This window comes from Streptomyces sp. NBC_01384, assembly GCF_045040035.1.
Taxonomy (GTDB): Bacteria; Actinomycetota; Actinomycetes; order Streptomycetales; family Streptomycetaceae; genus Streptomyces.
In genome coordinates this window covers 260,263-284,819 of record NZ_CP109559.1, presented here as the reverse complement: position 1 = coordinate 284,819, position 24,557 = coordinate 260,263, and the positions used below count along the sequence as shown (strand labels likewise).

At 70.3% G+C, this 24,557-nt stretch carries 21 protein-coding genes and 5 pseudogenes; 14 read left to right on the top strand and 12 right to left on the bottom strand.

The window, feature by feature from the left end; translation table 11 throughout:
- The first annotated feature begins 40 nt into the window (after positions 1-40).
- Entirely contained in the window at positions 41-961 is a 921-nt protein-coding gene (locus OG747_RS00950) for an NADP-dependent oxidoreductase (RefSeq protein WP_405876838.1), read from the top strand.
- Positions 962-1,185: 224 nt separating this feature from the next.
- On the opposite strand, the pseudogene OG747_RS00945 reads toward OG747_RS00950, so the two are convergent.
- Positions 1,186-1,311, bottom strand: a pseudogene (locus OG747_RS00945) (5,10-methylene tetrahydromethanopterin reductase); the annotation flags it as partial.
- Positions 1,312-1,389: 78 nt separating this feature from the next.
- Here OG747_RS00945 and OG747_RS00940 point away from each other — a divergent pair.
- Positions 1,390-1,807, top strand: a pseudogene (locus tag OG747_RS00940) (transketolase-like TK C-terminal-containing protein); the annotation flags it as partial.
- A 423-nt stretch (positions 1,808-2,230) separates the two neighbouring features.
- On the opposite strand, the gene OG747_RS00935 reads toward OG747_RS00940, so the two are convergent.
- From OG747_RS00935 to OG747_RS00920, 4 genes are all read right to left on the bottom strand, one after another.
- Positions 2,231-3,343, bottom strand: a complete 1,113-nt coding sequence (locus OG747_RS00935; protein ID WP_405876836.1) for an FUSC family protein — start codon at positions 3,341-3,343, stop codon at positions 2,231-2,233.
- A gap of 385 nt (positions 3,344-3,728) precedes the next feature.
- On the bottom strand, positions 3,729-4,235 hold the full coding sequence (locus tag OG747_RS00930; protein ID WP_405876834.1) for a MarR family winged helix-turn-helix transcriptional regulator: 507 nt from the start codon (positions 4,233-4,235) through the stop codon (positions 3,729-3,731).
- A 116-nt stretch (positions 4,236-4,351) separates the two neighbouring features.
- A complete protein-coding gene (locus OG747_RS00925; RefSeq protein WP_405876832.1) occupies positions 4,352-4,771 on the bottom strand; it encodes an SsgA family sporulation/cell division regulator in 420 nt (139 codons plus the stop codon).
- 130 nt (positions 4,772-4,901) lie between these two features.
- On the bottom strand, positions 4,902-5,333 hold the full coding sequence (locus tag OG747_RS00920) for a hypothetical protein (RefSeq protein WP_405876830.1): 432 nt from the start codon (positions 5,331-5,333) through the stop codon (positions 4,902-4,904).
- 544 nt (positions 5,334-5,877) lie between these two features.
- On the opposite strand from OG747_RS00920, the pseudogene OG747_RS00915 reads away from it, so the two are divergent.
- Positions 5,878-6,860, top strand: a pseudogene (locus OG747_RS00915) (IS5 family transposase); the annotation flags it as partial.
- Positions 6,861-6,918: 58 nt separating this feature from the next.
- On the opposite strand, the gene OG747_RS00910 reads toward OG747_RS00915, so the two are convergent.
- Positions 6,919-7,686 carry an alpha/beta hydrolase gene (locus OG747_RS00910; protein WP_405876828.1) on the bottom strand — a complete coding sequence of 256 codons (768 nt, stop codon included), beginning with the start codon at positions 7,684-7,686 and terminating at the stop codon, positions 6,919-6,921.
- Between the two features lie 611 nt (positions 7,687-8,297).
- Between OG747_RS00910 and OG747_RS00905 the strand changes: the two genes are divergently transcribed.
- The 3 genes from OG747_RS00905 (at position 8,298) to OG747_RS00895 (ending at position 10,694) form a co-directional block, all read left to right on the top strand.
- Positions 8,298-8,690, top strand: a complete 393-nt coding sequence (locus tag OG747_RS00905) for a hypothetical protein (protein WP_405876826.1) — start codon at positions 8,298-8,300, stop codon at positions 8,688-8,690.
- Positions 8,691-8,811: 121 nt separating this feature from the next.
- Positions 8,812-10,032: a sensor histidine kinase gene (locus tag OG747_RS00900; protein WP_405876824.1), complete on the top strand. Its 1,221-nt coding sequence runs from the start codon at positions 8,812-8,814 to the stop codon at positions 10,030-10,032.
- A complete protein-coding gene (locus OG747_RS00895; protein WP_405876822.1) occupies positions 10,029-10,694 on the top strand; it encodes a response regulator in 666 nt (221 codons plus the stop codon). Before OG747_RS00900 ends, OG747_RS00895 begins: the two co-directional genes overlap by 4 nt.
- A gap of 91 nt (positions 10,695-10,785) precedes the next feature.
- Here the strand turns inward: OG747_RS00895 and OG747_RS00890 are convergent, their stop codons facing one another.
- The 3 genes and pseudogenes from OG747_RS00890 to OG747_RS00880 form a co-directional block, all read right to left on the bottom strand.
- Positions 10,786-11,244 (bottom strand): RICIN domain-containing protein, encoded by a 459-nt coding sequence (locus OG747_RS00890; RefSeq protein ID WP_405885398.1) that lies wholly within the window; start codon positions 11,242-11,244, stop codon positions 10,786-10,788.
- 257 nt (positions 11,245-11,501) lie between these two features.
- Positions 11,502-12,161: an ATP-binding protein gene (locus tag OG747_RS00885; protein ID WP_405885397.1), complete on the bottom strand. Its 660-nt coding sequence runs from the start codon at positions 12,159-12,161 to the stop codon at positions 11,502-11,504.
- 106 nt (positions 12,162-12,267) lie between these two features.
- Positions 12,268-14,163 (bottom strand): annotated as a pseudogene (locus OG747_RS00880) (PAS domain-containing protein); the annotation flags it as partial.
- 279 nt (positions 14,164-14,442) lie between these two features.
- On the opposite strand from OG747_RS00880, the gene OG747_RS00875 reads away from it, so the two are divergent.
- Entirely contained in the window at positions 14,443-14,673 is a 231-nt protein-coding gene (locus OG747_RS00875) for a response regulator transcription factor (protein WP_405876820.1), read from the top strand.
- A gap of 343 nt (positions 14,674-15,016) precedes the next feature.
- Here the strand turns inward: OG747_RS00875 and OG747_RS00870 are convergent, their stop codons facing one another.
- On the bottom strand, positions 15,017-15,559 hold the full coding sequence (locus OG747_RS00870) for a GNAT family N-acetyltransferase (protein WP_405876818.1): 543 nt from the start codon (positions 15,557-15,559) through the stop codon (positions 15,017-15,019).
- A gap of 544 nt (positions 15,560-16,103) precedes the next feature.
- Between OG747_RS00870 and OG747_RS00865 the strand changes: the two genes are divergently transcribed.
- The 7 genes and pseudogenes from OG747_RS00865 to OG747_RS00835 form a co-directional block, all read left to right on the top strand.
- Complete coding sequence (locus OG747_RS00865; RefSeq protein ID WP_405876816.1) at positions 16,104-16,256, top strand: hypothetical protein; 153 nt, start codon at positions 16,104-16,106, stop codon at positions 16,254-16,256.
- Between the two features lie 412 nt (positions 16,257-16,668).
- Entirely contained in the window at positions 16,669-17,253 is a 585-nt protein-coding gene (locus OG747_RS00860) for a hypothetical protein (protein WP_405876814.1), read from the top strand.
- Between the two features lie 152 nt (positions 17,254-17,405).
- The gene (locus tag OG747_RS00855) at positions 17,406-17,534 is read left to right on the top strand and encodes a hypothetical protein (protein WP_405876812.1); all 129 of its coding nucleotides are present in this window, start codon (positions 17,406-17,408) and stop codon (positions 17,532-17,534) included.
- Positions 17,535-18,414: 880 nt separating this feature from the next.
- Positions 18,415-18,591 (top strand): hypothetical protein, encoded by a 177-nt coding sequence (locus OG747_RS00850; RefSeq protein WP_405876810.1) that lies wholly within the window; start codon positions 18,415-18,417, stop codon positions 18,589-18,591.
- A 213-nt stretch (positions 18,592-18,804) separates the two neighbouring features.
- Positions 18,805-19,503: a LuxR C-terminal-related transcriptional regulator gene (locus OG747_RS00845; RefSeq protein ID WP_405876808.1), complete on the top strand. Its 699-nt coding sequence runs from the start codon at positions 18,805-18,807 to the stop codon at positions 19,501-19,503.
- A 456-nt stretch (positions 19,504-19,959) separates the two neighbouring features.
- Positions 19,960-21,546, top strand: coding sequence for a methylmalonyl-CoA mutase (locus OG747_RS00840; RefSeq protein WP_405876806.1), 1,587 nt, complete (start codon positions 19,960-19,962; stop codon positions 21,544-21,546).
- A gap of 151 nt (positions 21,547-21,697) precedes the next feature.
- A pseudogene (locus OG747_RS00835) lies at positions 21,698-22,099 on the top strand (cobalamin B12-binding domain-containing protein); the annotation flags it as partial.
- 94 nt (positions 22,100-22,193) lie between these two features.
- Here the strand turns inward: OG747_RS00835 and OG747_RS00830 are convergent.
- A complete protein-coding gene (locus OG747_RS00830; RefSeq protein ID WP_405876804.1) occupies positions 22,194-23,606 on the bottom strand; it encodes an NF041680 family putative transposase in 1,413 nt (470 codons plus the stop codon).
- A 213-nt stretch (positions 23,607-23,819) separates the two neighbouring features.
- The gene (locus tag OG747_RS00825; protein ID WP_405876802.1) at positions 23,820-24,359 is read right to left on the bottom strand and encodes a hypothetical protein; all 540 of its coding nucleotides are present in this window, start codon (positions 24,357-24,359) and stop codon (positions 23,820-23,822) included.
- Positions 24,360-24,557 lie beyond the last annotated feature (198 nt).

Sequence of the window (24,557 nt, the reverse complement as noted above, 5' to 3'; positions counted from 1 at the left end):
AATTCCCCAGTAATTCCCCGCAAGAGCTTGGAGCGAGCAGATGTCCCTTGCAGTGCAGTTCTCCGAGTACGGCAACACCGACGTCCTGCGCGTCGTGGATGTCCCGCCGCCCACCCCGGGCCCCGGCCAGGTACGGCTTGCGGTGCGGGCCGCAGGTGTCAATCCGATCGACTGGAAGATCCTGCATGGCTACATGAGCCAGATGATGCCCCTCGACCTTCCCGCAGGCCTCGGGGCGGATGTGGCCGGTGTGGTCGACCAGGTCGGCGAGGGCGTGACCGCGTTCAGCGTGGGTGACGAAGTGCTGGGAGCCTCCGTCACCCCGTCCTACGCCCAGTCCGCGCTCGCCGACCCCGCCGCGTTGGTCGCCAGGCCGGCCTCCGTCCCGTGGGAGGTGGCGGGGACCCTGGCAGGCACGGGCATCACCGCCTGGGTGGCGCTCGACAAACTCAAGGTCACCGAGGGGGAGACCCTGCTGGTTCATGCCGCCGCCGGTGGAGTGGGTACGTTCGCCGTGCAGCTCGCCGTGGCTCGTGGCGCACGTGTGATCGGCACCGCGAGCGAGCCCAACCACGAGCAGCTGCGCTCGCTCGGTGCGGAACCTGTCACGTACGGCGAGGGGCTCGTCGACCGCGTACGGGCGATCGCCCCGCAGGGTGTCGACGCGGTGCTCGACGCCTCGGGCCGTGGCGAGATCCCGGCTTCGATCGAACTCGCGGGTGGCCCGTCCCGTGTCCTCACTCTCGTGGCCTTCGACGCCGCCGACACGGGCATCCAGGTCCACACGACGGTGCCGGGCGAGGGCGGCCCCCAGGCCCTGCAGGACATCCTCGCCCTCATGGAGGAGGGGCGGCTGCGGGTGCCGATCTTCCGCACCTTCCCCCTGGAGGAGGCGGCGGCCGCGTTGCAGGTGAGCCAGTCGGGGCACCTGGGAGGCAAGATCGTGCTGCTCCCGGCGTAAGGGCATACCCTCCCGCGACGAAGAGCAGGGCCCGTCCGGGTGCTGAGGACCGCACCCGGGCGCTGAGGACCGCAGACCTCGCCAGGGCACATCAATCAAGAGCCGGACGGTAGCCCCACGCCGTGTCCGAGCTGCCGCACTGTCGGCGACTCGGGTGCCTGCGCTCCCTGCGCTCCCTGCGCTTCCGGCGGTCTCGGAAGGCGGCCGTGCACTCTGGGACGTCCCTACCGTCGGGTGGATGTCCGCCTTGCGCCCGTCGCGAGGGACTCATGGGTTGGCGCGTCGGGCACCTCGGCCGGGCGCCCCTTGGCGAACTCCTCGCGCAGCACGGGCACGACCTCCTCGCCGAGTGGGCCGTCCCTGGAGGACAACGTGGACCAGCCGCCGCTGACCGTCGGCTCGCCCCAGCAGGTCATCGAGAAGACACCACCGCGATCGCCTGGGCCGAGAATCCTCAAGCGCCACGCCACCAACCCGGCCCCGCACGGCCTCGTGCTGACCCGCCAGGGCGTACCGACGTACACGCGTAACGAGGACGCGGAGAAGGGCGGTTACGTCCTGAAGGACTCCTTGACCGAGACCCCGAAGGTGGTCCTCATGACCACCGGCTCCGAGGTCCAGCTCGCCGTAGCAGCTCGCGAGTTGCTGGAGGCCGCGGAGATCGGCACGCGCGTGGTGTCGATGCCGTCCGTGGAGTGGTTCGAGGAGCAGCCACGCGAGTACCGCGACCGTGTTCTGCCCCGGTCCGTCAAGGCGCGTGTCGCGGTCGAGGCCGGAATCGGCCTGACCTGGCACCGCTTCGTCGGTGACGCGGGACGCATCGTCTCCCTCGAATACCTGGTGGCCAGACTCGCCGAGCGCCGCGTGGTGAACTTCGATGACTGAGGCACCGCTGGGCCTGCCGGCCGAGGTCACCCACCGCTACCCCCCGGCACTGCCCGTACTGTTCCAGCCCGCTCGAACTCGTCCCGCGTTCGGCCGAGTTGACTACCGAGCAGTGGTGCGACGTGCTCACGCAGGCTCGTGAACCGGGCGTCGTGCAGATGCAATTCTCCGGCGGCGGGCCACTGGCCCGCCCCGATCTGCCCGACCTGGTGCTCCATGCCCGAGGCCCTGGGTGCGTACGTCAACCTGCCGCCCGGTGAACGTTCTCTCCCCGCCGTACGCGGGCCGCCGCTACGTCTTGCCCGGCGTCCACCGCGTGTTGTTGCGCGCCCCGATGGGCAGCTCACTGCGGCCGGGATGAAGAAATGTCTTGGTCGGTGCACCTCAGGCGACTGGGCGAGCGGCAAGTTCAATGCCGTCAGCACGGTCCAGGTCCGTGAGGAGACGCTCCACGTCCGTCATGAGGGATCCATAGTGGTGCCATGCCTCCGGCTTGGCCAATGTGCCTCGGCCGACCAAGTCGGTCATGGTGCCGTGCCAGGCCATGGCCCGATCAATCGCCTCCTGGAGCCGTTCGCGGGCATCGATTTCTTCGAGGCCGACGAACTCCTCGACCGCCCGCCCTGACCACTCCAGGGTCTCGGCGTACCGGTCGAGGAACTGCTGCCCGAGCCGGTGGTCGGTCCGGGCGTCGTGCGCATTGTCAGCGAGCGTCCGGGCTATTCCGCGAACCTGGAACGACACTCTGTGCAGCGACTGGAACGCCTCACCGTAAGTCACGGGACGCCGCTGCTTGTGCACGGAGCAGCGTGTGTTCCAGCGGAGGCTCTCCTCCGCCTGCTCGAGGTATTCCCGTGCGTCCGCGAAACGCCGCTCCAGATCGCGACCTTTCTCCAGCCACACATACGCGCGGCCCGCCTGTTGCCGTTCCCGCAGACCTCGCCCCATGTCGCGCAGCAACGTCCCCATGTCCTGTGCGAGCCCCCGGATGGCGGCCTCCGACGTCTCCAGGTGGACTGGGGGCAGAACCAATGCGTTCACCGCTGTGCCCACCACAACACCGGTGAGCGTCGCCCCGACCAGCGAGATGACGCTCCCCATGGGGGCCACAGCCGCAGCGGTCAGGCTGACTATCGCCGTAGAAGCGACTTGAAGTCGATCATCGGACATACGGCGTCCGCCCATGACGAGAGCGACTCCGAGGATTGCCACGATGCTTCCGAGGGTCGATCCCATGAGCCAGGCAGCACCCAGGGCCAAAGACACTCCCAAGACGCGGGTGACCACGCGGTGCAGCGCATCGGTGACAGACCGGTACACCGTCTCGGCATTGACCATCAGTAAAGCCGTGGCCACGGCCAGATACTGCGGCGGCCCCGCAGCCCAGAGTCCGGCCACCGCCCAGGTGGTCACCGCCGCGATGACGTTCTTGACGCTGCGTGCTGTGGCGCTACCACTCCATCGGGAGTCGGACGCACAGGTGAACCATCCGCCCACTAGCCCCACCTTCCGCAACGACGGCGTCCATCCGTGCCGAGGTATGATCGTTGATTGCACAATGCATCATGATGACACCTTTAGTCCGATTTATTGGAGTGTCGTCACTCACACACGTGCCTCCGCCCCCTGGCGGGGGTCATCGCCTTGATGGGGGCGTACGCCATCGGAGGGGCCGCCTCGCACCAGCAGGGGCGATCCGCTCGTATGACCAGCAGGGGGCAAGCTGTGGGTCGGCGCCGCCCCGGCCGGTCGACGGGCCATCTGGTGAGCGGACTCGCCGGCCGCGATGCCGCGGGACATCTCCTTGCGCCGCCGTCGGCCGGATACCGGTCCGACTGCCGCTGGGAGGCCGAACGCCATCACCAGGACCCAACGCTCCTTCTCAGGGGTACTGGTCCATGGCATCGCAAGGGTTGGTCCCAGGCTGAGCGCGGTGGATCTCCAGGGACAGGCGCCTGATCAGTGCCGCCAGGAACTGGGTCTCCGCTTCCGACAGTCCGGACAGCAGGTCGGCCTCGATCGCTGCCACACGTTTTTCAAAGGAGGTGAGCAGCCGGATCCCGTCGTCGGTGGCCACAATCTTGCGCACCCTGCGGTCGGCCGGATCCGGCACGCGTTCGACCAGGCGGGCTTCGGCGAGCGTGTCGAGCAGATACGTCAGAACCGTTCTGTCGATGGCCAGATGCACACCCAGTGCCTGCTGGTTCGACGGATCGTGGTGCACTACGGCTGAGAGGATCTGATAGCCACGGACACCCGCCGGAAGGTCGGCGACTGCCTCCTCGAAGCGGCGCTGATACCCCCGCAGGATCATTCCCAGATGCCACCCGAGATCCCCCGGCACGCCCAAGGCGCCGATGCCGGGCGTCGTGTGCGCGCTCTCGACCATGTCAGTACTTTACCCTGGCACTCTCGGTGAGGAATATATTCTTTCCGGCAACATATATCGGGTGCCGCTCGCCTCGTCAGCCGTCACCGTGACGCGACCGGCACGCGGGGGAGCCCTCAGGCAGCCCCATGCAGCAGCCGCGACAGTTCGGCGTCGAAATCGAGACCATCGGTCTCCCGGCCCATGGGCACCAGCCGGTACGTCCTGTCCAGCCACTGTGTTACTACCGCGAGTGGGGCCGTCAATCGGGCGGCTCCGTGCGGTGAGGACAGCGCGAGGTTCAGTACGGCATCCGGACCCTCCCCGGTCGGCCAGACCTGCACGTCGCCCTGCCCACTCGGCCGGAGCACTCCCCGCGCCAGTAGGTCGCGGGCGAAGAACCACGGGACCGAGCCATTGACGTCGGTATGGAAGACGACGCTCACGGCAAATGGATCGTGCGGGTCGTACCGCAGACGGGTCAACACCGTGACCCCCCGCTCCTCCGGCGTGAGCACAAGCTCCATGTACAGCACTTGATCTACGTAACGGGTCATGGGTCGGCTTGCTCCTGGAGCCTGGGTTGATGGGTACACCGCCGGGCTACGGCAGCGGTGGGCTCAGGGACGGGCTCCGGCTCATGGAGCGGCTCATGCCATGAGCCGGAGCCTGCCTTTTCCCCGATGATCAGCGGAAGACGCCCCGGTCGAAACCGTGCGCGTTGTCGGTCACGACGTTCCATCCGTCGTGGTTCCAGTGGTAGAACCGGCGTTCGTCGTAGCGGTACCGCTGGCCGTGGTCGTCGCAGTACCACTTATTGCCGCTGCGCTGCCAGCTGCGGTAGCCGTCCCAACGGCTGTCCCGGCTGTCCCGGCTGTCCCGGCTGTCGTGGTGGCGGTCGCTCCGCTCGTCACCGCCGCGGTCACGGGGGCGGTCACCTCGCTGGTCGCCACCACGGTCGCCGTAGGCGGTGGTCGAGGAACGGGAGACGGACGTCGCGTGACCGACTGCCGGGTTCGACGCCGCTGAGGCGGTGCCGCCCGCGGCCAGGAATGCGCCCGCCGCGACAGCAAGCGTGGCGGCCACGGTGGCGGCGCGCCGTCCGAAGATGTGATTCATGATCGTTCTCCTTGATGAACCCCGGAACCCTTGGGTGGAAGGCCTCGGGCTGCGCCCCGGATGATTGGGGCAGAAACGACATTAGCGCGAGCTAGTTTAATTTTTGACATTCTCCGGAGTGACATATTCCACGCGGATGGGCTGCTTTGTGACCTGTGTCAGAGCTGTAGGCGTCACGGGACCGTTCCGGGGTGTCGAGAGTCTCGTGTCGGCCGGGCCTCGCGCACCTCGACCCCCTTCGCCGGAGGGCGAAGGCCCTGCTGGCGGTGCAGGTTGACCGATTGGTCGAGCGGAGCGGCGATGCCTCCAATGGCATCAAGATCGCGCCCGCGTTGGGCCGTCGGGCGATCTTTCAGGCTGACTGCCCGCCTCGCGAGGAGTCCCCATATGTGATGCCAGATAGAAGGTCTTGCTGACAGCCTAATGAGATGGGGGACGTCTTTGTCCTGGCTCAACCGCCCACTCATTTAGGGCCTGTCTGGAGTCGTGATCAGTGCGGTCTGTTTCGGACCCGAGGGTCACGCCGAGCTGGTAGAGCCCTCCGGTGACGCGACGTGAACTGAGCGATGATGAGTGGGAACTGATAGAGCCGTTCCTGCCGATCGGGCGGTACGGCCCCTTCCCGCAGCACCTGCGCACACAGTTCGAGGGCGTCATCCGGCGGTTCCGCACTGGCAGCCAATGGCGAGAGATGCCCGAAGAGTTCGGGGCCTGGCAGACGGTCTACGACCGCTTTACCCAGTGGCGCAACGTCGGCATGTTCGCCACGCTGATGGACGGGATGATCGCCGAGGCCGCTCGGCGCGGCCAGGCCGACATGTCCCTGGTCAGCGTGGACTCCACGGTGGCCCGCGCCCATCACGACGCGGCCGGGATGGTGGTGGAACCGGAGGCCCTGGCGGCGCTGGAAGAGGCCGCGGCGCAGGAAAAGGGGCCACGAAAACCGGGCAAATCGCCCCAGCGACGGTCGACTCGCCGGTCCGGGAGTCCGAGCGGGCCGAGCGCCGACGGCTGCGTCGGCGCCGCCGGGCCCGGCTCAAGGCGGCGGCGCTGGGTCGCTCACGTGGTGGGCTGACGAGCAAGGTCCACCTTGCGGCAGACTGGCGCTGCCGCCCGCTGGCGTTCGTGCTCACGCCCGGGCGGGCCGCCGACAGCCCGCGGTTCGTCGCGGTGTTGGAGAAGGTCAAGGTACGCGGACCGGTGGGCCGTCCGCGCACCAGACCGGACGTGGTAGCTGCCGATAAGGCGTACTCCTCGCGGGTGAACCGCGCCTACCTGCGCAGACGCGGGATCAAGGCGGTCATCCCGGAGAAGGCCGATCAGGCCGCGAACCGCAAGAAGCGCGGCAGGGACGGAGGTCGACCAGTGGCCCATGACGCTGAGCAGTACAAGGAGCGCAACACGGTGGAACGCTGCATCAACAAGATCCGGGCATGGCGGGGCCTGGCCACGCGCTACGACAAGACGCCCGCGAGGTACATGGCGGGGCTCCAACTACGCGGATCCATCATCTGGATGCGCAGCCTCAACCCGGGGCCGCGGTCGCGGCGTCCGGCTGGCAAGCCGGACGCCGCAACCGCTCACGTCAGGCCGACGCGGTGACCGCTCCGCCGAAGTGCCGGGCGAAGAATCGGATCGCGCTGTCGACCTCGAACCGAGGCAGCTCCTTGTGCTTGCCGGAGTTCACGTGCAACGACTTCTCCTTCGAGGCGAAGGCGTCGAACAGTGCGAGACCCTCCTCGCGCGAGATGTGCTCGTCGTCCCACTGCATGTCGAACTCGATCGGGATGGTGATCTGCTTCGCCTTCTCGGCCAGGACATCGGGCCAGTGCTGACCGAAGACCGCGGCGGTGATCCTGGGTTCGATCGCCACGAACGGTACGCCGATCGCGGTGCCCATGTTGATGCCCCAGAAGCCGACCAGCCCGTCGGTGCCGATCTCCGGGAGTTCCTGGAGGGCATCCAGGGTCGCCTGGTACTCGGGCACGGCGAGCTCCGCCAGGTGGTCGTTGTAGCGCACGACGATCGGGCCTTCCGGCTCGCCCGCCGCCCTCGCCCGGAACAGCTCGGCGATTTCCGCCTCGTCGTGCGCCGTGCGCGGCCGGTCGCCGTGACCGGGCGCGTCGATGACGGCGACGTGGAAGCCGCAGCCGGTCACGAGGCGCTGGGCGCGGCCGGACATCGCCGGGTGCTTCTTGTGGTTGCCGCCGCCGTGGGCCATCAGGATCAGGGGCGCGCGATCGGCCGCATTGGAGGCCGACGACCAGAGGGCGCCGGGGATGCCGCCCACGGTGAAGTCGCGTTCGAGTATGCCGTTCGACGACGACTCGGCGGTGAACTGCAGAGAGTGCATAGGTGTTGCCTTTCGGGAGTGCCTTGTTGTCGAGGCGCTCCCGGCGACACCTACGTCAATCGCCGGCCGTGACGGCAAGGGGGAGCACCCACATGGATACAGCGTTCATGGGTCTCACCTCCTCGGGCGGTGTCACGGTCGACTGGAAGCTCTCAGAACGATCATCATCCCTCCAACCCTTTTCCCCGCCATGTGATCACAACTCCAGACAGGCCCTAGGGCGGGTCATGCCGCCTCAAGCAAGGGTCTGCGGCGTGGCGGGCGTTGGTGATGGCGATTCTTGAAAATGACCACTGCCGCTCTTCGCTCCACTCCGTTGGTTGTTGAAGGGCCTGGGGATAGTGGGGAGTGAGGAGCACGTGCGTGGGGCCGCCGACCGTTAGGACGGCGGGCCCAGCGATCAGTGACGGTCAGTGGACGGTCACGGGGTCCTTCGCAGCGGAACGATGTCGGGGCTTGCCGGCGGTTTCTTCCGTACAGAGGACGTGGGGGGATACGAAAGTCGGGGGTCGGGTTCCTCGTCCAGGGCGACGATCGGCGCGGAGTGCCGGAACAGACTGCTTGGGCGACGTCAAAGGACGTCGGTACCCCCATAGCCAAGGAGTTCTGCCATGCGCGTTGCCGGAACGATCCTGCTCGGAATCCTGGGACTCGCCGTGCTCGCCGGAGTCGGTCTCTGGTTCAGCATCAGACACGTCGCGAGCGACATCACCTCGCACATGATCACCACGGCCCAGTTCAAGGGCGTTCACGTCGGCGAGAACCGGGACGCCGTGCGCGACCGCCTCGGCGAGCCCGGCGGTCTCCAGCCGCAGGACAAGCCGAAGCCGCCGGCCGGCATCACCTGCGACTACTACCTGCAGAAGCACGTGTCCCTGGAGAAGAAGCAGACGTTTCAGATCTGCTACCGGGACGGGAAGGTCACCGCCACCCAGACCCTGCCGTCCGCCGAGGACGAGGCCGCCCAGGACAACGACAAGAGCAGCGAGAACGCCAAGCCCTGAGCCGATCGGTCTCACGCCGGCCCACCGGGGCACGCTCCGTCCCGGCGGGTGGCGGCCACTGTGCGCCGGTCGGCGGCGGTTCCCGGAACGATCATCCGAAGGGTCCTTTACCGTGGCACGCGTGTCCGTTTCCTCTGCGCCGACCGCGGTGGCGGCTCGCCCTGCCCGGATCCAGTGGCCCTCCGAGCCGATCGCCTGGGTGCTGGCGGGGCTGATCGCCTCTGGAGGACTCCTGTCGGCCGCCGCACCGCGATCCCTGTTGCCCCTGCCGCTCGCTGTCTCCGCCGTCCTGGAGTGCGCCACCGGGCTCCTGCTGGCCTGGCGGCGCGACCGGCCCACTCTGGTGGCGGCCGTGGTCGCCGGAGCGAGCCTGCTGACCGTTCAGCCGGCCCTGCCGTTCGCGATGTACTCGCTGGCCAAACGGCGGGCAGCGAGCCCCCTGCGGTACGGCGTCTACGCCGCCGCGGTGCTCAGCCAGTTCACCATGGGCGCCCCGGTGGTGGGCGTCATGGCGGCAGCCCTGCTGGTGGGCGCGCCCGCCTGGCGCGGCACGGTGATCCGGTACCGGCACGCCAGGCTGGAGCATCTGGCCGAGCGCGCCGAGCGGGCCGAGCGGGAGGCGCTGCTGATCGCCCGCCGGGTCCGTGCGGAGGAGCGGGCCGCGCTGGCGCGTGAGATGCACGACGTGGTGGCTCACGAGGTGAGCCTGATCACGCTGCACGCGGGCGCGCTGAGTGTGGACCCGCAGGAGTCGGAGCGAGCCCGCGAGACCGGCGAGCTGATCAGAGTCACCGGCAGGCGCGCGCTGACTCAGCTGCGCCAGATCCTCGATGTGCTGCGCGACCCGGAGACCGTCGAGAGTTCCTTCCAGCCCGGCCCGGCACTGCGGGATCTGCCCCAGTTGCTGGCCGACTCGGCGGCGGCGGGCGTGCCCGTGGACTGGGCGCCGTGGTCCGCGACGGTGACGGAAGTCCGGGCCGGCGCACGGCCGTTGCCGCCGGCGGTGGAGCACACGGTCTACCGTATCGTTCAGGAGGCGCTGACCAACATCCGCAAACACGCCCACGGCGCCCGCGCCACGCTGGGGCTGCGGGTGAACGGGGAGAACCTGAAGTGCGAGGTGACCAACCCGGTGACCGGCCTGCCCGGCGAGGCGGCCGGCGAGGGCGCGGGCCTGGGCCTGCACGGTCTGGGGGAGCGGGCCGCGCTCCTCGGCGGCACCCTGGACACCGAGAACCGGGACGGCGTGTTCCGGGTCCGGCTCCGGCTGCCCGTCGCGCCGCCCGCACCGAACCGGGAGCAGGAGACGATGAGGGCAGAACCCGCCGGGGAGGCTCAGTGATCCGGGTCCTGCTCGCCGACGACGAGGCCCTGGTCCGCACCGGGTTGCGTCTGCTGCTGCAGACGGCCCCCGACATCACGGTGGTAGCCGAGGCCGACGACGGGCGGGCCGCGGTCGAGGCCTGCGCCCGTGTGACCCCTGACGTGGTGCTGCTGGACGTGCAGATGCCCGGCCTGGACGGTGTGGGCGCCGCCAGGGAACTGTCCGCGTTGCCCGCACCGCCGCGGATCCTGATGCTGACCACGTTCGACGCCGAAACCTATCTGCTGCCGGCGCTTCGGGCCGGCGCCCATGGCTTTTTGCTCAAGGACGCCCAGCCGGGCCAGGTCCTCGACGCGGTACGGAACACCGCGGCCGGCCTCCACGCCCTCGCCCCCGAGGCGGTGAACCACCTGGTGGCCCGGGCGGCCGCCGAGCCACCGCCGGCCGTGCCGCCCCGGCTGCCCTCGCTCACACCACGCGAGCGGGAGGTGCTGGTGGCGATAGCGGACGGGCTGAGCAACGCCCAGATCGGCCGGCGGCTGGGCCTGCGCGTGCCGACCGTGAAGGCCCATGTCTCGCGGATCATGGAGAAACTGCACTGCGAGAGCCGGGTACAGGCCGGGCTGCTCGCCATGCGCGCAGGGCTGAGCGGAGAGGCGAGTCCCACGGACGAGGTGTGACCTCGCGGCCGGGGAGGCCCGTTGTGGCTCTGTCCGGGATGCGCGTGGGCGTCGCCGGACAGTATCCGCCCGCGCCCACAGGACTACCAGATCAACTCTGACTCCACTGCTGGTTGGTCCCGCCGTTGCAGGTCCACGGCACCAGCGACGTCCCGTTGCGCGTCGCCGCGTTGCACGCGTCCAGGCACAACCCGGCGTTGACGTTCGTGATGGTCCCGTCCGAGTTGATGTTCCACTTCTGGTTGTTCTGCCCGTTGCAGTCCCAGATCAGGACCTTGGTGCCGTTGATGGTGCCCAGGTTGCACGCGTCCAGGCACTTGTTGCCGTACACCACGAACTCCTTGCGGGACGTGTAAGTCCAGGCCTGGTTCTGGCCGTCGTTGCAGTCCCAGATCTCCGCCTGGGTGCCGTTGGTGATGGTGTTGTTGTAGACGTCGGTACAGCGGCTGGACGCCCCGCCCACAAGGAGCGTGCCGTTGGTTCCGGGTATCGGCTCACCGTGATCGAACCGAGCGTCGGGAGCGAACTGTGGCTCTCGCAGGCTCTCCACGACACTCCCGAGCCAACTCGACACGCCGGAGAAGATCACGCAAAGAGACCGCACAAGGTCACACGAAGGGTGAGGAGATCTCTGAAGTGGGTCTCGGTCGGGTTGGCTCAGGGCGAGTTGGTCAGGGCGGGGCGCAAATTGACCTGGTGCTTCTTCGGTCACTGGTGGATCTGTTTGCTCTTGTGTACGACTCTGCATGGTCGTGATGCGGGGGAACGTTGCTTGGCTGCTGGTCGTCTGCTGTCGGGCTGCAGGCGTCAGTGTCCCTGGTTTTCGGGGGTGGGTGGGTGGGTGGTTGGGGGGGGGGGGAGGGTTTGTTCGGTCCAGACGGTTTTGCCGGTGGGGGTGTGTCGGGTGCCCCAGCGGTGGGTGAGTTGGGCGATGAGGAGGAGGCCGCGTCCTCCTTCGTCGTAGGTGTGGGTGCGTCGCATGTGGGGGGTGGTGTTGCTGGAGTCGGTGACTTCGGTGGTGAGGGTGGTTTGTTGGTGGATGGGGCGGAGTTGGATGGGGGGTTGGCCGTAGCGGGTGGCGTTGGTGAGGAGTTCGCTGACGGTGAGTTGGGTGGTGTAGGCGGCGTCGTCGAGGTGCCAGGTGGTGAGTTGGTTGGTGGCGTTTTGGCGGGCTTGGGCGACGATGGTGGGGTCGGGGGGGAGGTTCCAGGTGGCGACGTGGTCGGTGTGCAGGGCGTGGGTGCGGGCGATGAGGAGGGCGGTGTCGTCGTCGGGGTGGTGGGTGAGCATGGTGGTGAGGATTCTGTCGCGGAGGGTGTCCAGGGTGGGGGCGGGGCGGGCGAGGGTGGTGAACATGGTGTCGAGGGCTTCGTCGATGTCGTGGTCGCGGGTGGCGAGATGGCCGTTGGTGTAGAGGGCGAGGATGCTGCCTTCGGGTAGCTGGGTTTCGGTGGTTTCGAAGGGCAGGCCGCCCAGGCCGAGGGGTGGGCCGGGGGGGGATGTCGAGGAAGCGGACGGTGCCGTCGGGGGTGACGGTGGCGGGTGGGGGGTGGCCGGCGCGGGCGAGGGTGCAGTGGCGGGAGATGGGGTCGTAGACGGCGTAGAGGCAGGTGGTGCCGATGCCGGCGGCGTTTTCGGTGGCGGCGTTTGTGCCGCTTTCGTCGGCGGACAGGTGCAGGACGAGGTCGTCGAGGTGGGTGAGGAGTTCGTCGGGGGGCAGGTCGACGTCGGCGAGGGTGCGTACGGCGGTGCGTAGGCGGCCCATGGTGGCGGAGGCGCGGATGCCGTGGCCGACCACGTCGCCCACGACGAGGGCGACTCGTGCGCCGGACAGGGGGATGACGTCGAACCAGTCGCCGCCGATGCCGGCCTGGGTTGCGGCGGGCAGGTAGCGGGTGGCGATGTCCAGGGCTTTCTGGTCGGGCAGGGTCTGGGGGAGCAGGCTGCGCTGGAGGGTCATGGTGGTGGTGTGCCGGCGGGTGTGCTGGCGGGTGTGGTGGATGCTGAGGGCGGCTTTGGCGGTGAGTTCCTCGGCCAGCCACAGGTCGTCGGCCTCGAAGGGTTCGGGGCGTTGGTGGCGGCTGAAGAGGGCGACGCCGAGTGTGGTGTTGTGGGCGCGTATCGGTACCACCATCACCGAGTGTGTTCCCGGGGTGCGGATCCAGGCGGCCTGGGGGTCCTTGGCTGCCCACCGGGCGAGGGCGGGGTCGTTTGCCCGGTAGAGGGTGCCGTGGCCCTTGGCCAGGCACTCGGCCACGGGTGAGAGGGCCGGGTAGGCGGTGGTGTTGTCCGCCGGGGCGGGCGGGGCGGGGCCCGGGGCCGCCGGGCGCACGGCGGTGCGGCGCAGGATGAGGGGCTGCGCGGGTGCTTCGGCCGGTGCGGCGGCACCGTACCGTACCGGGCCGGGCTGTGCGGGGCCGGGCTGTGCGGGGCCGGACTGTACCGGGCCGGGCTGTGCGGGGCCGGGCTGTGCGGGGCTGGGGTGTGCGGGGGTGGGGTGTGCGGGGTCGGGGCGGGGGGTGTCGAGCAGTTCGACGGCGGTGAAGTCGGCGAGGCGGGGGACGGCGGTGTCGGCCAGTTCCTGTGCGGTGCGTGTGGCGTCGGGGGTGGTGCCGATGCGGGTGCCGGCGTCGCTGAGCAGCAGCATCCGCTGCCGGGCGAGGTGCTCGCGCAGGCTGTGGTGCGCCGTCAGGCACACAGCGCGCACCTGGCCGGCGGGGTTTTTCAGCGGGGTCAGCGAGGCGGGCCAGTCGTGTTGCGGGCCGGGGTCTTGGGGCGGGAGGCAGACGTCCGTGTGCTGTGGCTCGCCGGTCTTGAGTGTCCGGCGGATCTGCTGCTGGGCCTGCTCGTTCGCCGGATGCGGTGCGATCTCCGGCAGGCGCAGCCCGCGCATTTGTTCCTCGGTGAGGGCCAGGGTGTGTTCCAGGCCGGCGCTGGCCCGTACCAGCCGCAGGTCCGGGCCGAAGACGGCCAGGATGCCGGGGGACTGGCGAAACGCCCATTCCCCCAGTGCCTGGCTGCCGGGCGGGTGTGTGGTGGCTGCCGCGGCGGACACCACGAGCCACTCGGCGTCCGCACCGTCCGGCGTCCGGCGGTGTGCGAGCAGTGCCTGGACAAGCAGGTGGCCGTCGCGGTGCCGCAGTGCCAGGGTGCCGCTCCACCGCTGCCGCCCGGCCGCATCCCGCCGCCCCGCCCCGCCGCCCCCGCCGCCGGCGGTGCCGGCGGTGCCGGCGGTGTCAGCGGTGCCGGCGCCGGCGGCGGGGGCGAAGGTGGTGGGGTCGGCGAGCAGGCGGGCGGCGGGCTGTCCGACGATCTCTGCGGGCGGGTAGCCCAGCAGCCGGCGGGCGCCTTCGCTCCATTGCGTCACGATGCCCTGCTCGCTGACGGTGGCCGTGGCCGTGTACGGCGCATCGGGGAGGGCGTCCGACTCGTGTGGCCGCTCATCCGCAGGGGTGGGAAGTCGCTCCATCGCCGCTCATCTCGCCCTTCGGGAACCTGTACGGCCGGGGCCCTCCTGACAAGCATGATCCCGGGGGGCACGGAGCACCAGCCCGGCACGGTCGCCGCCGGGGGCCCGTCCTTGTGTCCGTGTGCCCTGTGACAGGCCTGTGACAGCCGGCGCACACCGTCATGACGTCGCCCGGCCAGACTTTTCCGAAAGGGGACAAAAAGAAATATTCGGTCATTTGTCCTTTGCTTTCGAGGGTGTGAGCGGGGATGACCGGCCTGATCTGCCGGAGGAAATCCCATGAGCCTCGCACTCACCGCGCCGTACGGCGAAGCCCCTGTGCCGGTGCTGGCGCCGCGTGAGCGGGAGACGCTGCGGCATATCGCCGCCGGGCGCACCTATCTGCAGACGGCCCGCTGCATGGGGCTGTCCAGGCATACGGTCGACGCCTATCTCCGCCGTATCCGGGCCAAGCTCAACATCAGCAGCACGGCCGAACTCACCCGGCTGGCCGTCTCCTTGGGCCTGTGACGCCCGCCTTTGGGCGCCGGGCTGCCGGGAGGGCCGCGGTGTCACCGAGGTGGAACCCGAAGGGACCCGCACCATCGGCCCCGGGCCTGTCGCCGGCCCCCTGGCTCCGTCGCCGCCTCCTTGGCTCCGTCGCCGCCTCCTTGGCTCCGTCGCCGGCCCCGGCCCCGGCCCGGGCCCTGTCACCGCCCCGGGCTCTGTCACCGGTCTTGGTTCTGTCACCGGTCCTGGGCCTGTTGCCGGTCTTGGTTCTGTCACCGGTCTTGGTTCTGTTGCCGGTCTTGGTTCTGTCACCGGTCTTGGGTCCGGGCTTGCCGGCGGGAGCCGGTCCTGGGCTGTTGCGGTCTCACCGGCCGGTACGGAGGTCTTCGCGTTCCATGCTGTACATCACCTGCGGGGCGTCCCACTCCACGAAACTGCCGGCGGCACGCATGCCGATGGCTTCGAGGAGGCGGCGTGAGCGGCTGTTGTCGCGCTGGGTGAGCGCGATGACCGTCGGACCGTCCGAGGGGATGTGGTCGAAGGCCCAGCCGACCGCGGCCGTCACGGCTTCGCGGGCGTAGCCGTGTCCCCAGTGTTGCGGCAGGAAGGTGAAGGACACCTCCCGCCGGCCCTCGAACCGGGATGCCGGATCGAGGGACACACAGCCCAGCACCACCGCGCCGGTCTGTGCGGTCACGGTGAACAGATGGGGGCGGCTCGTGAAATGCCGCTGGTAGAGGGGGAGCAGGTCCCCGGCAACCGGCCCGCCGAGGAAGCGCCGGACCTCGGGATCGGTCCACAGCCGGGTGAACTCGCCCGCGTCGTCGGGTGCTGCGGGCCGCAGCACCAGCCTGGCGGTCGTGATGACGGCGGGCCAGGACTGCGCGGCAGGCAGCGGTGACGGCATGGCGGCGATCATCGCACCGGAGGCGTGTGCCCGTCGCACCGGGGCGTGTTCTCATCGCAGGGGGGTGTGTGTTCATCGCGCCGGCCGGGCGGACCGTGGCAGGGCGGGGCCCTGCCGCGGCGGACTGCCCGCGCGCCGCGGTGAGCTGCTGGTGGCGGGAGCCGGGATGCCTTGGGGATGCCCTCTGGCATGGTGAGCGTCATGGGCGGGCCGGCGGACCGTGTGGATGAGCGGGACCGTGTGCTGGGCGTGGTGGACCGGGAGGAGGCCGTTTGCGGAAGGCGGCTGCACCGTGTGGCGGCCGTCGTGTGCCGTGACGGGCGGGGCGGCTGCTGGTCCGCCGGCGGCCGGAGCGCGCATCCCGTTTCCCGGGCCGGTGCAACTGGCTGCTGGGCGGGGGGCGTCGGGGCCAGGGTGTCCTAGAAGGATGCCGCCGGGCGGGAACTGGAGGAGGAGACGGGGGTTCGGGCACCGGTCGGGTTCGTCTTGTACGTTTTTGTGCCGCGGTGTCCTGGGCCCGTACGGGCTTGTGGTGCATGAGGCCGTGATCGAGCGTGAGGTGGCAGCGGAAGCGTCGGAGATCGCATGGCGCGGATGGCTGCCCGAACCGGCGTTGCGGGAGGCGCTGGAGCGGTGGCCGTCCGTCCCCGGCCGCCGGGAAGCCTACGGGCGTTGCACCGCGCTGCCCGCCCGGTGACGGGGCGTTTCCCTCTGCTGCCGGACCGGACGGCTCTGCCCGCCCGGCCAGTTGCGCCACCCCGCGCACGGCACCGGGCCGGACCCGCCCCTGTGTTCCGCCCCCGCGTTTTGGTTCTGCGTCCCGGCGGGGGCATCCTCCCGGCCGGCCCGCTGTCCGCCGCAGGCGGTGGGGCAGGGGTGCTCCTATGCTGGTGGTGCAGGGGCCTGCGGCCCGTGTCCGGCGGCGGGGTGGTGGCCTTTGGCGGTCACGTAATTCCCGTAATTCCCCACCAGGAGCACCAACTTCCCCGCCCGCATGTTCGGACGAGGCCGATGTCTCCTGCGGCTGGTGATCCGCGGAGGGTTCGCTCCGGTCGGCTCGGCTGATAAGAGCTGGCTCGCGCCCCGTCTCGTGCCTCAGAATTCTCGGCGTGACAGACACGGAACCCACCGAAGAAGAGACGTCGGACGGGCTGCTGGGCTGGTGTCTGGTGGCCAGCGTGGCGCGGGAGACCGCGCATGGCGAGGGCGGCCTCGACATCCAGCACGGCACGAAGCACTTCCGTGCAGGTGCCCTGCTGTGGCTCCCGCCCGTCCGGTGGGACCCTGGCCACTGGCGCTGGCCTGCGGTGGGCCGGCACCGGGGCAACGGCCGCCGGTACGTCAACATGATCGTACGCGCGGATGATCTGGAGAACTTCCGGGTCAAGGGTGTCTACAGCGAAGCTCTGGTGCGCAGCCTCAACGGTTACGAGCACGACCCGGCCGCCCCGCGGACCCTGCAGAACCCGTGGTCCCGCGAGCGGGCCCAGAGCTGGGCGGACGGCCGGAACCGCCACCGGGAGCCTCTCTTCATCGAAGGCCACCCCTACGCCCACCCGCGGATCTCCGTTCCCAACCCTCCGCCGGCGGAGATCCAGATCGACGGTGAGACCCTCCACCTCGCCCGCTACGGCACCGGAGGAGCCCACTACAGCCGCATGCCCCCTCCCGTGGAATGGATCCCCGAGCCGTGATCCGCACGTTCGAACGATAGGGCGGGGAAGTTGGCGTCACGGGTGGGGAATTACGGAATTCCGTGACGTTCCACAGCTGGATCGGGCACAACGGCTTGCTGCCGGGCTAGGAGTCCCTGACCGTCTGTCTCCCCGCGGCCCGGGCGACCCTCGTGGTCCTGCGGAACACCGGCATCAGCCATGGCGGCGCGCAGCCCGGCATCCTGTTCGGCGAGGCGATCACGAAGATTGTCGCGCCGGGCCGTGTCTTCAGCCTGTCCGCCCGGCCCGCGGCCCGGTGACCCGTGCACGGCCGCGGCCCGGGCGTGTACCCCCTGCCCTCCCGCGCGCGGGAGGGACCGCGTCGCCGGAGTCCGGGCCGCCGCCTCTCGCCGCCGCTCTCGGCGACAGTCTTCCCCGGGCGGTTCGGGGAAGTCACCGGCGTCCTTGGCGTACCGGCCCGCCGTCTTTCTTTGCGTACCCCCGGCCCGCGGCCGCCCCTGACCCGTCCCGGGAGCGCGGCGCCGTGCCCGCCGTCCGCGAGCGCATGGCCCAGGACGCCGGCAAAACCGCCTGAGCCCCCGTGCGGGAAGGCCCGGGCCGGCCGGGATGAGCCGGCCGCTCTCCTCGTCCGGGGCCAAAAACGCGGCGTACCCGGACCTGCCGGCCGCGGCGGCCCGGCCCGGTGTCCGCGGGCCGGGTGTCCGCGGGTCCGGCGTTCCCGGCAGCCGGGCATCCGCCGGAGGTCCGCGTGCAAAGGGGCACGGTCTGCAGCGGGAGTGACGGATACCCCGGTGGGAGTGCGTGTTGTGGGCCGGTGTCCGCCCGTAGGGCGGCGTAGGGCGGTGAGGAGCTGTTTCCGCCGGCGCCGCTTTGCCGGCTGTGCTGCCCGCCGGGCTGCCTCCGCTTCCTGCTCCTCACGCGGCCGGCGGGCGGATGCCCCAGCGGTCCCCCATGCCTGGCACAGCACAGCCGCAAGCGGCCGGTGGTGCAGTCGGGCTGATCCACGGTGTCCGGGGTTTTCGGGGAGCTGCTCCCCGGGGGGCTCGGCCGGCACGGCGACTTCACCGGGTGATGCGGTGCCCGCACGTCACACCGCCCCGCACCACCCGTCCCGTCCCGTCCCGTCCCGTCCCGTCCTGTTCAAGCGGAAAGCGGAAAGCGGAAAGAGGAGATCGAGCCATGGCTGCCCCTGTACCGAGGGAAGGGCGGACCGGCGGGTTGCGGCGGGCCGTTTGGCACCGGCCGCTGCCGCTGCCGCTGCCGCTGCTGCTGTTGCTGCGGACAGCGGTCCCGGTGCCGGGCGGCCCCAGGGGTGCGCGGGCCGGCGGCGATGGCCGCGTCCGGCTCCTTCAGTGACGGTCGGCGTGCCGGCCCGGCCGGCACGCCGGCGGTGTCGGAGGCGGGGGACACGGCGTGGTCCGGTGTCGTCGGCATTTCTGTCCCCGGACCGCCGAGCACGGGTTCCCGGCGTTTGCCCGGCGTTGTGTGAAAGCCGGGCGTGCAACGAGGCATGCACAGTACGCGCGCAGTTGGATACAGAAAGTCGGTAGGCGGCATATGACCATTCAGATGACGGATGCCCTGCTCACCCACGACCGGACGGCCACCTCTCACCCTGCAGCCGGTCATCGGCATGCGCACGGCGGCCGGCCGCTGTCTGCGGCCGGCCGCCGCACGTACACCGCCCACATCAACCCCGACCGGCGTATCGTCGCGGCCGAGCCGGATTTCTCCCGTCAGTTCGGGCGGACCTCGGCCGACACCTGCGGCCGCAGCCTCTACGAGCTGCTCCATCCGAGTTCCCCGTCCTATCTCGACCGGCACTTCGCCCGTCTGTCGGAAGGGCGGTGCAACCGCTTCGACGAGCGGATGGTCGGCCTCGGCGGCTCGGGCCGGGTGTTCTCCGCCGGCCTGACCGGTATCGCGGTCCACGACACCACCGGCGGCCTGGCCGGCATCGTCGTTCAGGTGCGACCCGACCAGGAAGCCGTCTGCGCGGCCGCGGAGGAGCCGGCCGCACATCCCCGGGAGCGGCTGCTGAGCAAGCTGGACGCGCAGGTCCTGGAGGGCGTCGCCAGCGGTGCCTCCACCGTGCAGCTCGCCGCGCGCCTCTACCTCAGCCGGCAGGGCGTCGAGTACCACGTCGGGCTCATGCTCCGCAAGCTCAAGGCTCCCAACCGGGCCGCCCTCGTCGCCCGCGCCCACTCCCTGGGCATGCTGACCGTGGGGCAGTGGCCCCCTCGCGTGGCACCGGAGTTCATCAAGTAGGACGTCTGACGGCCGCCCCGGCCCGCCCCGCCCCGATCGCCCCGGCTGCCCCGCCCCGGCCCGATCGCCCCGGCCGGGCGGGTGGGCGGGTGGGCCCGCGTCCGCCGTTCCCGGCGCACGGGCCCGGTCCCGGACGGCCGGTCCCGGACGGCTGGTCCCGCTGAGGCTGGTCCCGCCGCGGCTGGTCCCGCTGCGGCTGGTCGTGGGCCGTGGCCGCGGCGGCGTCTTTGTGCGGCGGCTTTGTGCGGGGCCGGCCGGGAGACGTCCGTGCGCACCGGCAGGGTGTTCAGGATTCCCTTTCCCTGCGGCCCGTGCGGGGGCACTGCGGCCGCCGGAGGCGGACGCGCCCGGGGCTGGGGGCGGCCGGCCGTCCTAACCGGGCTTTAGCACCGGAGCCCATGGTGACGGCCCGCAGCACGCCCGCGACGGCGCCGGGCCTTTCGGAGGGCAGAGTCGATGGACCAGGTCAGGACGGGCGAATCCGGCCAGCCCATGGAGCCGGTCTGCGGGCCGGATGCCCTGCAGGGCTGGGATCCGGCGGTGCAGCTGGGCGGGCCCGGCGTGTATCCCTTCACCCGTGGTGTGTACCGGTCGATGTATGCCGGGCGGCCGTGGACGATGCGCCAGACCGCCGGGTTCGCCACGGCTGTCGAGTCCGGCGCCCGTTACCGGCAGCTGATCGCCGACGGCATGACGGGGCTGTCGGTCGCCTTCGACCTGCCCACGCAGATGGGCCACGACTCCGACGCCCCGGCCGCGCACGGCGAGGTCGGGAAGGCGGGGGTGGCCATCGACTCGGTCGACGACATGCGGGTGCTGTTCGCCGGGATCCCGCTGGAGGAGGTGTCGACGTCGCTGACGATCAACGCGCCGGCGGCCGTGCTGCTCCTGCTCTACCAGCTGGTCGCCGAGGAACGGGGCGTACGCGCCGACCGGCTGACCGGCACCCTTCACAACGACGTGCTGGAGGAGTACATCGCGCGCGGCAGGTACATCTTCCCGCCGAAGCCGTCGCTGCGGCTGACGGCGGACATCTTCCGCTACTGCCGTGCCCGGATGCCGAGGTGGAACACCATCTCGGTCTGCGGCTACCACATGGCCGAAGCGGGCGCCTCCGCAGTGCAGGAGATCGCCTTCACCCTGGCCGACGGCATCGAGTACGTGCGCACGGCCATCGCGGCCGGCCTGGACGTCGACGACTTCGCGCCGCGGCTGTCGTTCTTCTTCACCGCACGGACCACGATCCTTCAGGAGGTCGCCAAGTTCCGTGCGGCACGCCGCATCTGGGCGCGGGTGATGCGCGAGGAGTTCGGCGCGCGTCACCCGAAGTCGCAGATGCTGCGCTTTCACACGCAGACCGCGGGGGTGCAGCTCACCGCGCAGCAGCCGGAGGTGAACCTGGTGCGCGTGGCCGTCCAGGGCCTGGCCGCGGTCCTGGGCGGCACCCAGTCCCTGCACACCGGCCTTTTCGACGAGGCCGTCGCACTGCCCGCCGGCAAGAGCGCCCGGCTCGCCCTGCGCACCCAGCAGGTCCTGGCCCACGAGACGGATGTCACCGCCACCGCCGACCCGTTCGCGGGCAGTTACGCCGTCGAGAAGATGACCGACGACATCGAGGCCGCCGTGCTGGAACTGATGGCGAAGGTGGAGAAGCTGGGCGGCGCGGTCGGTGCCATCGAACACGGCTTCCAGAAGGCCGAGATCGAACGCAACGCCCACCGCGTCGCCCGGCAGACCGGCTCCGGCGAGCGCGTCGTGGTCGGCGTCAACCGCTACCGGCTCGACGAGGAGGAACCCCGCGAGCCGCTGCGCGCCGGCCCCGCCGCCGAACGGCGCCAGGGCGAACGACTGGCCAAACTGCGCGCCTGGCGGTGTTCCGACCGGGTCGACGACGCGCTCGTCGCGGTACGCAAGGCCGCCGGGGGCAGCGACAACGTCCTCTACCCGATGAAGGAGGCACTGGCCTGCGGAGCCACCGTCGGCGAGGTCTGCGACACCCTGCGCAAGGCATGGGGCACCCACGTTCCCTCCGGCACGTACTGACACCGCGACACCTGCCGGCACCGGCCCGCGCACGGCGCGGCCCGCGCAGCGAATTCCCCCTCAATTCCCCCCGATTCTCTCTGATTCCCCCTCAAGCCGCCTAATTTCCGGGGCCGGCCGCCAGGAACGGCCCGAACCGTATGGAGGACCCGTGCTCCCATCCGCACTCCCGCTCCGGGTCGTGGTGGCCAAGCCCGGCCTGGACGGGCACGACCGGGGTGCGAAGGTGGTCGCCCGCGCCCTGCGGGACGCCGGTGTCGAGGTCATCTACACCGGACTGCACCAGAGCCCGCGGCAGATCGCCGACGTGGCCGTCCAGGAGGACGCCGACGGCATCGGCCTGTCCGTGCTGTCCGGGGCCCACATGACCCTGTTCGCCGCACTGCTGGAGGACCTCAGGCAGCGGCAGGCCGACGACATCACCGTGTTCGGCGGCGGCATCATCCCCGACGCCGACGTCCCGCAGCTGCTCGGCCTCGGCGTCGCCGCCGTCTTCACCCCCGGGACACCGACCCGCGACATCGTCGACTGGGTGACCACCCGCCTCGCCGCCGCGCGCCGGCCCCTGCCGCACCCGCCGCGACGACGGGGGACAGGCCCCCGCCCGCCCGGCGGACGAAGCAGCACGCTCCGCCTGAGCTTGGCGTTTAACCTCGCTGCTGTTTCAAGCGGACATGTTCGGTGAGGGTTTCGGCTCGTTTCACGGTCTTCCCGGGTTCGTGGTGCGGGGCTGGCCTGCGGTTTTTCGAGCCGGGTGGGCGTCCGGGGCCGGGCCGGGAGGGTTGGGGCACACCTGCGGGACGGGCGGTCTTCACGCGGAGGTGGCGGAACCCCCGGCGGACCCGGGCAGGGGTGAGACGGCGGGGCTCGGCCGGCCGTTCCCAGGGACGGCGGAGGTCCTCGGCGGGGGGGCGGGCGAGGCGGAGCTGGGTGTGCGCGACGACGATCAGCCAGGTCCACAGGCCGGCGGTGTGCGGGTCCCGGACCTTCGGCACGGTCCAGCCCAGTGTCTGCTTGAACAGCCGGAACGTGTGCTCCAGGTCGAATCTGCGCAGGAACGCCTGCCAGCGCAGGTCGAGGTCTTCGCCCGTCATCGCGGTGCGCGAGGACCACAGCCAGACCGGCTTCGGGTCGCGGTCGCCGGGCAGGTGCTCGACCTTCAGCCGGATCAACGTGCCGTGGATCAGGGGAAGTTCACCGCAGTGGTCGAGCCAGGGACCACGGGCCGTCAGACGCGGGTGCATCCGGTCCCAGGCGAACGCTTCGGCCCGGCCGTAGCGGGTGGTGTCGCAGGTGGTGGCCTGGTCGGGGGTGTGCCAGGAGTCCGGTTTGGCGAAGGTGAGGACTCCGCCGTGCTTGCGGGGCTGCCCGCCGCGCGGGGTGGAACGCCGTGGGCCGGCGTCGCGGAGCATGACCCGGTCCGAGCGCAGCCTTCCGACCAGTTCGACCGGCAGGTCCGCCAGGACGTAGGCGAGGCGGGTGACGTCGTAGCCGGCGTCCATGACGATGAGGATGTCCGCGTCGCCGGGCTTCCACTGCCTGGCGTGCACGAGCCTGGTGAAGACGTCGCGGAGTTGAGCGGCGGTCACTGCGGTGGCGTCGTCGGCCGGCCCCAGCCGGATCGCATCCAGGACCGCGGTCCATGATGTGCGTCCCGTCTCCAGGGCGGCGACGAACGAGTAGGGCCAGCCCGGGATGAACTGATCGGCGCTGCGGCCCCGGCCGTAGACGTGACAGAACAGCAGGTCCGGACTGGTCGGCGCGTCGGGGCGCAGCCAGTTGCTCACATCCACCGCGAGGACGATCCGCCCATCGGCAGCACGCGGCAGCGGTGTGGAGGCAAGCAGCCTGCGCAGGCGGCGCGGCTCCAGCCAGCCGTGGTTGACCGCGTCGTACATCGCCCCGTGCCCGCGCTGATGCTCGGCGGTAAGCGTGAGCTCGGCCAACGACGTCACCGGACCGTCCGTGCACAGCACCGCGTCGGCCAGCTCGAAGAGCGCATCCGGCCGCTTGTAGAGGCAGTCGTAGAACTCGACACGAAAGTGGGACAGCACGCTCATCGCGGCGTCAGCGGGACCTGCAGGAGCCAGACTCTTCACAGCGGCCGTTCCTTCACGCGACGTTGCTCGACACCTCGAAGCGTGAAGAACGGCCGTCCTGCTGTCTCAGGAAGACGCCAAGATCAGCAGGTCAGGTGACCCGGCGAGGTTAAAAAAAGCTGAGAAGCTGTGTCTGATCCCTGCATGACAAGTTGAGCAGGGCTTCGATACACGTCAGGGCCGTGTCGCTTCGGGGCTCCGCCCGCTGACTTCAATGAGATCAGCGGATGGCCGCCGACTACGAGGCAAGCGCGGACGCCTCGGCGATTCTGAGGCGACAGCCCTGGCCGGGTTCTTCCCGCGACGCAGCCGCCGCGCCAGCCTCCAGGGCGGCGTCGCGCTCCACATGGCAACAGCGTGGGCGAGTTGCTGGCGCGCTTCGTCCAGTGCTGCGCGAGTCTCGACCTTCTTCCGCTGCTGGTCGGCCAGGCCCTTGTGGAAGGCATGACGCCTGTTCGAGGACGGCAGCAGTACGTCGGCCACTTCCCGAGCGAGTTCGTCTGGCAACTCCCGAGCGTCGAACAGGTCTGTGGCCACGATGGCCTTGCGTACTGGGGCGGGGTCGGGATCTTCGCCACTGTCCTGCTGGGCGTAGTACCTCTCAAGGGCGTCACGCGCCGCAATATCGAGCGCAGGCCGCTCCATCCCGTTGTATTGGCCTTCGTCTTCGAGCTGCCGAATTTCGGCTTCGGCGCGGCTGGCATTGGTGTGCAAGCTGTCGAGGAGTTGGAAGTAGGGATGATCGCGTCGCCAGCGGTCGGCGTCCGCGCGGCCGAAGTCGGCTGCGGCCTTGATGACGTCGTTGGCAGGGCCGAGGACATGCGGGCCCGACGAAACGCACGGGACTACGAATTACTCCGAGCTCGGAGTAAATTCGTAGTCCGGCGGGTTGCCTCCACGGGTGCGAAGGTA

What these genes read in the sequence shown, in the direction of transcription:
- OG747_RS00950 (WP_405876838.1), top strand. Translation starts at nt 41, where the DNA reads ATGTCCCTTGCAGTGCAGTTCTCCGAGTACGGCAACACCGACGTCCTG.
- OG747_RS00930 (WP_405876834.1), bottom strand. Translation starts at nt 4,235, where the DNA reads ATGGTCGAGAGCGCGCACACGACGCCCGGCATCGGCGCCTTGGGCGTG.
- OG747_RS00925 (WP_405876832.1), bottom strand. Translation starts at nt 4,771, where the DNA reads ATGACCCGTTACGTAGATCAAGTGCTGTACATGGAGCTTGTGCTCACG.
- OG747_RS00920 (WP_405876830.1), bottom strand. Translation starts at nt 5,333, where the DNA reads ATGAATCACATCTTCGGACGGCGCGCCGCCACCGTGGCCGCCACGCTT.
- OG747_RS00910 (WP_405876828.1), bottom strand. Translation starts at nt 7,686, where the DNA reads ATGCACTCTCTGCAGTTCACCGCCGAGTCGTCGTCGAACGGCATACTC.
- OG747_RS00905 (WP_405876826.1), top strand. Translation starts at nt 8,298, where the DNA reads ATGCGCGTTGCCGGAACGATCCTGCTCGGAATCCTGGGACTCGCCGTG.
- OG747_RS00875 (WP_405876820.1), top strand. Translation starts at nt 14,443, where the DNA reads ATGAGCCTCGCACTCACCGCGCCGTACGGCGAAGCCCCTGTGCCGGTG.
- OG747_RS00870 (WP_405876818.1), bottom strand. Translation starts at nt 15,559, where the DNA reads ATGCCGTCACCGCTGCCTGCCGCGCAGTCCTGGCCCGCCGTCATCACG.
- OG747_RS00850 (WP_405876810.1), top strand. Translation starts at nt 18,415, where the DNA reads ATGGCTGCCCCTGTACCGAGGGAAGGGCGGACCGGCGGGTTGCGGCGG.
- OG747_RS00845 (WP_405876808.1), top strand. Translation starts at nt 18,805, where the DNA reads ATGACGGATGCCCTGCTCACCCACGACCGGACGGCCACCTCTCACCCT.
- OG747_RS00840 (WP_405876806.1), top strand. Translation starts at nt 19,960, where the DNA reads ATGGACCAGGTCAGGACGGGCGAATCCGGCCAGCCCATGGAGCCGGTC.
- OG747_RS00830 (WP_405876804.1), bottom strand. Translation starts at nt 23,606, where the DNA reads ATGAGCGTGCTGTCCCACTTTCGTGTCGAGTTCTACGACTGCCTCTAC.